Annotated in this window: 10 protein-coding genes; 5 read left to right on the top strand and 5 right to left on the bottom strand. The window is 56.3% G+C overall.

Going from position 1 to position 11,733, the window contains the following annotated elements; all coding sequences use genetic code 11:
* Both VR74_RS13600 and VR74_RS13605 read right to left on the bottom strand, forming a co-directional pair.
* Window positions 1-548, bottom strand: a 548-nt coding sequence (locus tag VR74_RS13600) for an NAD(P)-dependent oxidoreductase (RefSeq protein WP_045697694.1), incomplete at its 3' end; no start/stop codon positions are given.
* Window positions 549-550: 2 nt separating this feature from the next.
* Window positions 551-925 (bottom strand): EamA family transporter, encoded by a 375-nt coding sequence (locus VR74_RS13605; protein WP_045697706.1) that lies wholly within the window; start codon window positions 923-925, stop codon window positions 551-553.
* A 270-nt stretch (window positions 926-1,195) separates the two neighbouring features.
* Between VR74_RS13605 and VR74_RS13610 the strand changes: the two genes are divergently transcribed.
* Complete coding sequence (locus VR74_RS13610) at window positions 1,196-2,680, top strand: UbiA family prenyltransferase (protein ID WP_045697696.1); 1,485 nt, start codon at window positions 1,196-1,198, stop codon at window positions 2,678-2,680.
* Here the strand turns inward: VR74_RS13610 and VR74_RS13615 are convergent, their stop codons facing one another.
* The gene (locus VR74_RS13615) at window positions 2,681-4,132 is read right to left on the bottom strand and encodes a lipopolysaccharide biosynthesis protein (protein WP_299950556.1); all 1,452 of its coding nucleotides are present in this window, start codon (window positions 4,130-4,132) and stop codon (window positions 2,681-2,683) included.
* Window positions 4,133-4,401: 269 nt separating this feature from the next.
* On the opposite strand from VR74_RS13615, the gene VR74_RS13620 reads away from it, so the two are divergent.
* The 4 genes from VR74_RS13620 to VR74_RS13635 all read left to right on the top strand — a co-directional run bounded on the left by VR74_RS13620 (window position 4,402) and on the right by VR74_RS13635 (window position 9,714).
* Entirely contained in the window at window positions 4,402-5,523 is a 1,122-nt protein-coding gene (locus VR74_RS13620; protein ID WP_299950558.1) for a glycosyltransferase family 4 protein, read from the top strand.
* A 19-nt stretch (window positions 5,524-5,542) separates the two neighbouring features.
* Window positions 5,543-7,252 (top strand): GMC family oxidoreductase, encoded by a 1,710-nt coding sequence (locus tag VR74_RS13625; protein ID WP_045697700.1) that lies wholly within the window; start codon window positions 5,543-5,545, stop codon window positions 7,250-7,252.
* Window positions 7,249-7,995, top strand: coding sequence for a gluconate 2-dehydrogenase subunit 3 family protein (locus tag VR74_RS21085; RefSeq protein WP_299950561.1), 747 nt, complete (start codon window positions 7,249-7,251; stop codon window positions 7,993-7,995). The genes VR74_RS13625 and VR74_RS21085 overlap by 4 nt, the downstream gene beginning before the upstream one ends.
* Window positions 7,996-8,220: 225 nt before the next feature.
* Entirely contained in the window at window positions 8,221-9,714 is a 1,494-nt protein-coding gene (locus tag VR74_RS13635) for a lipopolysaccharide biosynthesis protein (RefSeq protein ID WP_299950564.1), read from the top strand.
* Window positions 9,715-9,723: 9 nt separating this feature from the next.
* On the opposite strand, the gene VR74_RS13640 is transcribed toward VR74_RS13635, so the two are convergent.
* Together VR74_RS13640 and VR74_RS13645 are read right to left on the bottom strand one after the other, a co-directional pair.
* A complete protein-coding gene (locus VR74_RS13640) occupies window positions 9,724-10,737 on the bottom strand; it encodes a glycosyltransferase family 2 protein (RefSeq protein ID WP_299950567.1) in 1,014 nt (337 codons plus the stop codon).
* Window positions 10,738-10,866: 129 nt separating this feature from the next.
* The gene (locus VR74_RS13645) at window positions 10,867-11,682 is read right to left on the bottom strand and encodes an SDR family oxidoreductase (protein WP_045697704.1); all 816 of its coding nucleotides are present in this window, start codon (window positions 11,680-11,682) and stop codon (window positions 10,867-10,869) included.
* Between the last annotated feature and the right edge of the window lie 51 nt (window positions 11,683-11,733).

Below are 11,733 nucleotides of genomic sequence, written 5' to 3' on the forward strand. Positions count from 1 at the left end.
AAGTTGAACAGTTTGCCGAGAATTCCAAGGCGTCCCGGACCTGTGATGAGCCGCGGGCGGAAGATCGTTGCGTTCAATCCCGGTTCGCTGCGAAGCAAGGCTTCGGCGTCACGTTTGCTGGCGCCGTAGGGACCAAGCGGGTTTTGCGGATGATTCGGCTGAACGGGCGAATGCTGTGGTTTGCCGTAGGTCATGTCGGTGGAAAAGAACACGAGCCGGTTGGCGCCGCCTTTGCGCATGGCGGCCAAGAGGTTACGAGTGCCATCCACGTTGACGGCACGGAACCATTCGTCGCGTCCTCGTGACGGGACTTCGTCGGCGAACTGGCGTGCCGCAAGGTGATAGACGATATCATCGGGGCCAAGCGCCAGTTGTTCCAAGTCTGCGGGGCGGCAAACGTCACCCGTAAAGTGTTGAATGCGTGAGGCGAGCGCGACGTCGTTCTGGTGGCGCAGGTCAAAGCTAACAACCTTTTCGCCACGTTCCACCAGTGACCTGGCAAGGAAGGTGCCGGTAAAGCCACTTCCGCCTGTAATGACGTGTCTCATTGTCAGGCGCTCCGCGAGATCAGTATTATGCCGCAGCAAATCAGCGCAATTCCGCCAACCCGCAAAAGGTTGACGTTTTCACCCAGAAAAAAATACCCGATCACCGCCGTGATGATGTAGCCGATCGAGAGAAGCGGGTAAGCGAGGCTGACCTCAACCTTGCCAAGCACGATCATCCAGACACCGATGCTAACGACATAGCAGGCCATGCCAGCGAGAAACCATGGGTTGAAGGCGAGTGAAAAGCCAAAGGCCGGCAAACCAGACATGCCGGAGGGGAGCGGTCCGACTGACAGCATTGTCTTGCGCAGCGCGATTTGCGCCATCGCATTGAGAGTCACGCTGGCGACTGCAGTCGCTAGGATAATTGGATTCATTTTTCTGGTCGATCCCATTCGTAAAGGTCCGCTATGCGGACTTGCAATAACGGTGCCGTCTGAACAGCGCGAGCGAATTCTGTTAACCGGCTTGCATTATAGGGGCTGGAGGGCACGATTTTGCTGTGGCGAGCATCGCAAGCATGTAATTCTGCGCAGAGGTGGGGACATTACGGACACCGTCGCGCGGCGGGCAAGGCTGGATGAAATCGCCAGAGAATCTGGCACAGATATTGCGATATTTGTTCAGGTTTTTGGGGAATTGAGACAATGCTGGGCGTTATCATGCAGCAAGCAAGTGAAGAGTCGCTGGATGTGATGAGTGAAAAACTCCCGCTCGTACTGGATTTGGACGGCACCTTGTTGCGTACCGACCTTTTGGTCGAGGGGATCGTCAACGCATTCTTTCGGCGGCCTATGTCCCTGTTCGCCGCCATGCCCCTTGCATTGGTCAGCCGTGCAAGGTTCAAGCAGCGGATTGCGGCGATTTCCTCACTGGATATCGACAGCCTGCCTGTCAATGAACAGGTGCTCGATTTTGCCGAAACTGAACGTAACGCGGGCCGTGATATTCATTTGTTCACAGCCGCCACCCAATCGGTCGCTGACAAGGTTGCAGCGCGTTTCGGCATCTTCAGCAGCGTCGTCGGATCGACGCCCACGTTGAACCTCAAGTCAGCGCGAAAGCGCGACGCCCTCGTCGAACGTTTTCCTGATGGTTACATTTATGCCGGGGACGCGCGGGCAGACTTGCCAGTCTGGCAGGCGGCCAAGGCTGCTGTGCTCGTCGATGTTCCGGCGTCTGTAGCGCAGGCTGTTCGGGCTGACGACAAACCGGTGTTCGCGACATTTTCGACGCCGACCAACCACCTGAAAAGCTGGCGCAAGGCGCTACGCCTGCACCAGTGGGTCAAGAACCTGTTGGTTTTCGTGCCTTTGCTGCTGAGCCACGAGTATCTAAATCCGCCTGTCGTATTGTCTTATCTGACGGTCTTTCTGATCCTGAGCGTTTCGGCATCGGGTACCTATATCCTCAATGATCTCGCGGATCTCTCGGATGATCGCCGTCACAAGACGAAGCGTAATCGTCCTTTTGCGGCGGGCGAGCTGAACCCGCTGATGGGCCTGTGCGTATCCCTTGTGGTCATTCTTGGCGGGCTGATCGCATCCGGCTTTGTCTCGACCGGCTTCTTCCTTGCCCTTTTTGCCTACCTGGCGCTGACCCTCTCCTATTCCTTCGGCCTGAAGCGGATCCCCGTGCTGGACGTGGTCATTCTTGCAATCCTGTTCACTCTCAGGCTCGTGATGGGCACCGAGGCTGGCGGCGCGGGCTATTCCGAGTGGTTGCTGACATTCTCGATGTTTTTCTTCCTGTCATTGTCGCTGGCCAAGCGCTTTGTCGAAGTGTCGGCAAAGGCTGCAATGCCGATGGAGATTATCAGTGGGCGCGGGTACCGGGGAGGTGACTACGCGTTCATCTCGGCACTGGGCGTTGCCAGTGGGGTTGCTTCGATCCTGATCCTCGTCCTGTTCCTTCGTGAGGATGCGTTCAAGGTGGATATTTACCAGATCGAGGCTTTTCTCTGGGGCATTCCAGTCTTTATGACCTTGTTCCTGGGGCGCATCTGGTTACTCGCGTCACGCGGAGAGCTCAACGAAGATCCTGTCGCATTCGCCGTGAAGGACAAGGTGTCCTACCTGCTCGGTATCGGCCTGGTTTTCTGCATGTTGGCAGCCGTTCTCATCCCTGGCTGATCATCGAGCTTTGGCTAGCCGGGCCAGTCCAACGACCTCGACCAGCGCGCTACGGGCAGCAAGCGCTATGGCGCAGCCGTAGACCACGACGCCGAGCGGGATGCACACGAGCAGGGTATCTAATTCTGACAACCCACGCTCACCAAGCACACGCGCTGTCCACCAGACCACCACGCCCATTCCGATCGCTGCAAGAGCGATAGGTGCGATACCACCCAGAAAACGGCCCATGCTGAGTCCCATCAGTCGGAACAATATCCAGTAGCCGGGAGGCGCCAGAAGCAGATTGACGATCAGGTAGGCCAGCGCGACGCCCATCACGCCCCATGGAATGGCGATGATGAATGCGCCAACGATGACAACATTGCAGAACAGAGACCAGCGAAACATGATATCGGCCCGTCCGATCGCCATGAAGATCGCGCCATGGGAACTGGACAAGGACTGCATTGCACCGACGGGTGCGAGGATGGCCAGAAGGGTCGCTGCTGGGCGCATGTTTTCACCAAGTACCTGCACGATCAAGGGCTCGGACAGCGCGCAGGCGCCTGCCATGATCGGGAATGTCACGACTGATACGATCTTAAATACGCGCATGCAGGCCGCACACAATCTGTCTGCATTATCCTTCATTTGCGCCAAACCAGGCAGAAGGACGGTCGCAATGCCCCAGCTGAAAACCTGGATGGGAAGCAGCATCAACCGGTATGCAATGCTGTAATAGCCGAGTTCGGCCGAGCCAAACTGCCTGCCGATGATGATATTGTCTGCATTTCGCCCGAAGAAATTAGCGAGATCCGCAAGGTTGACGTTAATGCTGAAACCAGTGATCGATTTCAATTCCGGCCACTCGAAAACGAAGCCGACGGGCGGGGCAGAGCGCCACCAAAGATAGGCGGTACGTGCCGCATGGGTGACGAGTTGCTGCAAAACAAGCGACCATACGCCGAAGCCGAGAAATGCGGTGATGATGACAACTGCCACACCGAGACCATTGCCCACGATATCAGCGATCGCGAGGTGCTTGAACTGGAATTCGCGCTGCAGCCAGGCGCCGGGTACGATGCTGGCGGTTTGCAGCACGATCGCCATGGAAAGGGCAACAATGAGCGGAATAACAGCGTTGTTTCCGTAAAACAGGGCGATAAGCGGCGCCGTGACGACCAGAAGACCGGTAAAGATGACACCGATGCCAATATTGGCCCAGAACGCGCTTGACCAGAGGGCATCAGAGCACGTGTCCGCGCGGACCAGTGCGGGGCCTACGCCGGCATTGTTGAACACCATGGTAAATACGATAACCGGCATGGCCATCTGGATGAGACCGAACTCGTCGGCCGAAAGTATTCTGGTCAGAATGGGCAGTACGACGAGGCCGGCGTTGATCTTTGCGATATTGGCGGCAACGTTCCAGGCGCTTCCCCGCGCTATTTTTTGAGCGTGTTGGGTCATCTGAGTGTGCCTCTGGGAAGCGGAAGTCTAATTCGCATCAGAATAATCTTGCATTAACATCATCCAGCAGAACTGCGTGGCCTCAATCTTGCTTGCTTCAGACGATCGAGCCATACGAAAGTGAACATGATCTCGCCGTTTTCACTGTCACGAAATTCTTCAGGACGCACCCAAAGGACGACTAAATGCTTAACCACCGACTTGCAAGTAAGTCCCGGATTCGCCTCGGAATTGTTGCAAATGAGTTCTTCGATCAGCGGATTAGCAGAATGGGCGGATTTGGCATGCTGAGCAAGCAGATCGCCGAAGCTGCTCTTTTGGCGACCGACAAACGACTTGATGTCGATATGTATTGGGGCGAAGCGCCGGAGCACGTTGTCGGAAGCGGCAAGAAGCTGAGCGTCTATGGCCGCCCGCTTCGTTATCCGACCTGGAATTGGCGCCGAGACAAGCTGTCGATTTTGACGAAACTCGCAACTCCAGACATATTTCTAACGATTGATTATCGGTCGAACTACGAATACTTCCTGTCAATGTTCACCAAGGCCCCGATGGTGATGTGGGTGCAGGACCCCAAAACACCGGAAGACTGGGACCGGATCGCCACTTGCCGGATCCCGGGCCAGGGCGATGTCAAGCCCAAGGGCCTCGAATACATAGATTGCACGCCACTCGCCGAATTGGTGAAGCAGCGCCGCCAGAAGGGACTGAAGACCATATTTGCTGCGCCGTCGCCTTTCCTCGAGGCCAAGATCGAATCCACCTATGGATGCCGCGCCGATGAAGTCGTATCGTTGTGCTATCCGATGGAGCCAGCTCCTGAGGGTCCATACGTCAAATCAGAAAAACCGACTGTCATGTTCCTGGGCCGACTGGACGCGCAAAAGCGTCCATGGATCATTCCGGAAATCGCTCGCCGCATGCCGGACGTGACTTTCCGGCTGTTCGGCAAATCGCACTTCACAGGACCCGGTGCATGGGAGCCAGACAACCTGCCGCCCAACGTGGAAATGCTCGGCCATACTGAAGGCGCTGAAAAGCACGAGATGATCGCGTCGTCGTGGCTTCATCTGAATTGCGCCATCCATGAAGGCTTGCCGATTGCCTTTGTGGAAGGTCTGCAGCGCGACGTCCCTATCGTGTCCTGTGTGAATCCCGAAGGTGTGGCCGAACGGTTCGGCCGCTATGTCGGTGAGTTCCGTGGCGACGGGATGCAATCTGTTGATGCCTTCGTTACCGCCCTGCGGGAACTGATCGACAATCATGATGAGCGACAGCGGCTTGCCGAAGCCGGTCGGGCCTGGGCGAATGAAACCCATTCGGCCAAGGGGTTCTTGACTGCATTCAACAACCTGCTTGAGCACGCCGACTCCATGGACGTGCCCGCTTAGAATTTTAAGGTATACAAACATGTCAGTGACTCCGGAATTCGACGTTATTGTTGTGGGTTCAGGCGCTGGCGGTGCAATGAGTGCGCTGACCCTGACCCGCGCCGGCCATCGGGTGCTTATGCTGGAGGCAGGTCGTCACTATGATCCCGTTGCCGAGACCCCTATGTTCAACAGGGATATCGACGCGCCGTTGGGCAACCTGCCGACAGAGGATCGCCATCCCCGCTTTTTCGACCCGATCATTGGTGGGGCCGAGATCGAGGGAGAGCCTTACGTCTGTGCGGACGGTACTCAATACGACTGGGTCAGGACGCGAATGCTGGGTGGTCGCACAAATGCGTGGTGGGGATTTGCGCCGCGGTTCGGACCATATGACTTCAAGAGCCGGTCACGCGACGGGCTTGGTGTCGACTGGCCTGTTACATATAATGATATCGCGCCCTACTATGATCGAACAGAAGAGATGGTCGGCATGTTCGGCTCCAGCGAAGGTTTCGAAAACGAGCCCGGGTCTCCGCCCGGCATTTTGCAGCCCCCTCCACCTCTGCGCGCGTTCGAATATTTTGTACAAGCTGGATTTGCAAGCCTAGGAATTCCATCCAAGGTGGCGCCAACAGCGATTTTGACGCAGCCCCTTGAGGATCGCCAGGCGTGCTTTTATTCGACCCATTGCCGACGGGGCTGCTCCATCGGGGCGAAGTTTCAGACGACAACTTCTTTTATACCGATGGCTTTGAGGACCGGTAATCTGACTTTGCGCACAGATGCGATGGTGATCCGTGTAAATACAGATGCCGATGGGCGGGCAACCGGCGTGACATATGGCGACAATAAGACAGGTGAGCGCTCAGACGTGACCGCGCGCGCGGTCGTTTTGGCGGCGAGCACGTTTGAAACCGCTCGAATAATGATGAATTCAAAGTCTGGAAGCCACCCGGACGGGCTTGGTAGTCGCAGCGGACAGCTTGGCCGCAATATTGCCAACACGGTCAATTACCTTGTTGACGCCCAATTTCCGCTTTTGGAGGACCGTCCGCGTTACAACGAAGATGGCGTATCTGTCCCCCATATGTATATACCCTGGTGGGGTTATAAGGATCAGAAAGAAGGCAAGCTCGAGTTCACTCGTGGCTACCATTTTCAGGTTTATGGCGGAATGTCGGAAGTTCCCGGAGTCACTACAGGTCCTCACATTGTGAATCCCGAGCTTGGTTACGGTGCCCAGTTGAAAGCCGCGGCCCGTCGGAGATACGGATCGAGAATCAGGTTCGAAATGTTCGGCGAAATGATTCCCAATGCGCAAGCCTACATGGATATCGACCAATCGGTTCTCGACAAATGGGGAAGTCCTGTAGTGCGGTTTCACTGGGGAATAAGCGATTCTGAACGAGCTATGGCGCGGCATGGAATGGAAACTGCTCACAAGGTCATTGATCGAATGGGTGGAGTTATTTTGCCTCAAGATGAAGCCATAGGCGACAAGACGACAGGTGCTGGCGGGCTGCACGAGACCGGATCTGCCCGCATGGGTGACTCGCCTGATAACTCGGTGGTAAATAATGTTTCCCAATGCTGGGATGTAGACAACCTTGTTCTCGCCGACGCGAGCGTGTTCGCATCGCATCCGCACAAGAATCCTACTTTGACTATCATGGCTCTTTCGTTGCGGGCATCGGAGGCTCTGGCGCAGCGGATAGCTGTTCAGAAATCCCAAGGCGGCGTCCAATGACCTTCGTTCCAAGACAGATCAGTCGACGCACAGCAATGACCTGGGTTGCAGCCGCCGTTCCCGCGGTGGTGGGCGCGGGCCTATTGACGATGAGGTTATCTGTATCGAAATGGCCCTCTGATGAATGGCCAGCGCCGCCGGGGCCGGGATATGGAAATGACGCGGACTTGTTCGCGCCCGCCCCATGGCCTGACATGATGTCACAGGCCAATCGGGCTACACTGGCAGCGCTGTGCGATCAGATCATACCAAATGATGGTGTCTCGGTTGCGGCCAGCGAAGCCGGTGTGGTCGACTTTATTGATGAACTGGTGAGTTCTCCCTACGAGAGCACACAGTATTTTCGCACAATGGTTTTGAATGGTATCGCGTGGTTTGATACCGAATCGGCAAGCAGGTTTGGGAAAGTTTACCATCTCGCTTCGTCTGGTCAGCAGGCCGATTTGTTCCAAGACTGCTTTGGCAAGAACTCCCGTAAAGGAGCAGGGTTGGTTCGCAAGTTAGAAACGCGCATTGATGCAGAGCCGATCCGCCAAGCTGGTTGGTTTCTTGATGTATTACATCACCTGACAGTCATGGGATTCTACATGTCAGATGCGGGCGCTGCCGACCTCGGATACGTTGGGAACCAGCCTCAGTCCGGAACGTATTCCGGACCGACTGAGGATGCTCTTGATCATATTCGCGGTGTCATAAATCAACTCGGGCTTCCTATGCCGGACTTTTCTCGATCGCGGTTTTGACCTCAGCATGCTCGGTCCAAAATCGCGCGTCAGCGCCGCTTACACGATTATGGGTTTGACCTGTCTCCTTAAGAGGACAATAGCCGGTGAGAATATAGTGTAAGTAAGAGCAGCATAGGCTGATAAGTGGCTGCGTATTCTGCGCGTAAACCATCGATATCCACTGCTTCGTCGGTTTTTTTGTAAGAATTCAACAATCACAAGTAATGGCAGACCGTTCCGGATATGGCATCAAGTTTACTGAAACGAGCAGGCCGGGCAGCCGCCCTCAATACGATGGGGAGCTGGTTCGGCTTGGTCGGGGGGCTTGTCTCCGTCATCGTAATCGCGCGCATGCTTACGCCGGCCGATTTTGGCATCTTCGGCATGGCGCTGGTAACGTTTGCGATTCCGGAAATCCTCACGACTGGAAGCCTTAATCAGTGCCTTATCCAGCGTAGGGATCTGCGGCCCGGGCATATCAATTCGGTGTTCATTCAGTCGCTCCTGCTGGCCTCTTTATTTTTCGTCGGAGTACTGGTCGCGGCCCCGTTCATTGCGGCGCGCTTTTCCACTCCAGAACTCGTTCCTATTCTCAGGGTCTTTTCGGTTGTTCTGTTCATTGGGGCGGTTTCGTCCGTTCCGTCGGCGCTGCTCCAGCGTGATCTGAAGTACCGCCAGATCACGATTGTCGACATTTCCGGCACGGTCGTGGCGGCCATTGTCGGGATTGCGCTGGCGCTCTATCTCCAAAATAGCTGGGCATTGGTAGGGATGGAGATTGCGCGGCGCACGGTTCGACTGTTCGCCTTCCTCTGGTTTGCCAAATGGCGGCCGTCACTGCGAAGTAGCTGGGCAGAGACCGCAGAGCTGACACGGTTCAACGCAGCGACTGTCACTTCGAGCTTGGTGCAGACAGTGTCCGCGTCTATTCCGCGGATTCTGGTCGGAGGCATGCTGGGGGCGACAGCGCTTGGCCTGTTCAATATGTCGATGCGTTTGAGAGAGCAGGCCGTTTCGATGCTTGTGTCACCGATGGCCGCGGTAACTCTACCGGTCGCAGCCCAAGCACATAATGATATGGCGTTGATGCGGAAGGCATTTGAGGGTGCGATCCGGCTGACAGCGTTGATTGCTTACCCGGCCTTCATCGGGGCGGCTGTGATCGCACCAGTGGCGGTTCCGCTCATGTTCGGGCCTCAATGGATTGCCGGGGTGCCGATTATCCAGGTCGCTCTCTTGATGGGGCTTCGCGCGCCGACGACGGCATTCAATTCAGGCGTCCTTATAGGCATGGGACGGCCAGCCGTCATCATGCGCATATCGATCGTCGCCCTCATAGCAACCACGGGTCTGGTCGTGATGGCGATCAATTTCGGGCTCTTGGCGGTCATGCTTGCATTGTTTCTTGCGCAGTTCCTGACATGGGTAATGGGCGCAATGGCGGTCAAATCCGCAATTGAATTTTCGATCAGGCGCCAGGCAGCTGCCGGGTCCACCGCCTTGTTGGCATCAATCATCATGGGAACGTTGGTCTGGTTGACCGGATTGGTGATCCCGGGGACTTGGAGCGAGGTTGTTAAGCTGTTTGCACTCCTGCTGGTCGGCGCAACGTCTTACGTCGCGAGCCTTGCGCTGCTCTCTCCTGAGGTGACAAAACGGTTTGGCTACGCGGCGGTCTTGCTGTCCAGGGGCAGGTCGCAGGATGCGATGCGGATAGCGCTAGGCGTGGCGTCCTGATTGATCGTATCAGGTGTGTGATCGATCCGCCGGAAGGGCGTGACCAAGCAGGGTTTCGACCAGCTGGGCCTGCGGCGCGTTTATAAGGATATCGTCGATCGGCGTTTTACCCATCACGTGCCTCACGCAGCGGATAGCGGTCGTCCAGGACACCATTGGCGGTGTCGCGAGCGACCTGGCCATGCCAAGCGGGTTCCGCGTGCGAACGGCTTCGATCATGCTAACCCACGCCCAGTCTTTTAGGACGAATGACTTGTGCTCCTGTACAGCCGCCCGCGCCTGCTTGGACAGGTTTGCATCCTGAAGGATCATCTGATCGGTATTCACGAGGTGACGGATCTGGTTAGCGCCATAGCTTCTTGAAAGAGAGTTGGGGTAGTCGACCGAATAATATCCGCAGGGGTCGATAATGGCGAAATGTGCGCCGGCCTGCAAGGCGCGGGCATAGAGGTCATAATCCTCGCCGAGGCGCATCTGCTCATTGTAACGGATTGCTTTTTCGGCAAGAAATTCCATGCGAATGAGCGGCTTGATGAATCCCAGTTCGCGCCGCATGCCAGTACGGGTGGCAATATTCTCGCGCGCAAAGCGCGCTAGGTCCAGTTTCAGCATTCCGATCGGATTGTCTGACCACAGCCGGGTCCCGGTTTCAGGCGCGAGTCCTGGAGAGACCCGGATAAGATCGTCAGCCACAAAATCCAGGTTAAAGCGCCTAGCCGCTTCAAGCAGGCGACGAATACGGTCTGGATGCATGTAATCGTCGGCATCCAGGATCGCGATCCACGACGTTTTTGCGGCGGCGATGGCCCGGTTTCTAGCGGCAGACGGACCTTGATTCCCTGGTTGGACGAGCAGGGTCAGCCGGTTATTGGCATTGGCAAGTTCCCGGGCTTTTGAAACGGTATCGTCGCTTGATCCGTCATCGACGACAATCACATCGACAGGAATTGTCTGGGCAAGCGCACTGGTTACAGCGGCCGCGATCGTCGCAGAACTGTTATAGCAGGGAATTACGACAGTCACTTCAGTCAAATCGGTCGCCTGATGGTTCGGTTTTTGTTCATGGATCCACAATTGCCGCTGCAAGATTCGCGCCGGGCAATCGGCGAAATCTATCGCATCGTCGCGGATCCTGCATGTATTGGGCTTGGGTCACCGCGCTGTCATGGCGCCATCGACGACGAGTTCCTGTCCGCTGATGTAGCTGGATGCGTCGCTCGCGAGGAAGACAACAAGATCTGCGACTTCCTCCGGGCGTCCCGGCCGTCCCATGGGCGCAGCCTGTGCGATGACGTCTGCATTGAGCGAATTTCCGCCCGATGACCCTGAGAGTCCTGCAACTTGGTCGGCGGACATGGTTTCAGTCATGCGCGCGATGGATTTTTGCCAGATTGGCGTATCAATAATGCCTGGATGGACCGAGTTGACGCGGATCGGAAGGCCAAGCTGGCCACACTCGACTGCTGCGGCCTTGGAGAAAAGCCGAACACCGCCCTTGCTGGCGCAATAGGCGCTGACACCGGATGCGCCGCGCAGTCCGGCGATTGACGACAGATTGATGATCGAACCGCCTTTGAGCTTCATGGCTCTCATCGCCGCTCGGGTGCCGAGGAAGACGCTGTCCATGTTGATCGCCATCTGCTTTTGCCAGTCTGCGAGACTGAAATCCATAATCGCGCCGCCGATCGCAACGCCGGCATTGTTCACCATGACGGACGGCACACCCAACTCAGATTCACACAATGTCATTATCTCGTCCCAACGGGTTTCGTCGGTAACGTCATGATGTGCTGATATAGCCTTCCCCCCGGATTTCTTAATGATTGCAACAGTTTCCGCGGAGCCTGCATCGTCGATATCGGTCACCAGTACAGCAACGCCTTCGCGTGCTAGACACACGCAGCAGGCCCGGCCGATACCACTGGCGCCACCGGTGACGATGGCCGTCCGTCCCTTCAAGTTTTTCATTGTCTTCCTCCCGCACTATTCTGAGTGTTTAATGCGTCAGCAGTAGCAGGC

The organism is Hyphomonas sp. BRH_c22 (assembly GCF_000961795.1).
Lineage (GTDB): Bacteria > Pseudomonadota > Alphaproteobacteria > Caulobacterales > Hyphomonadaceae > Hyphomonas.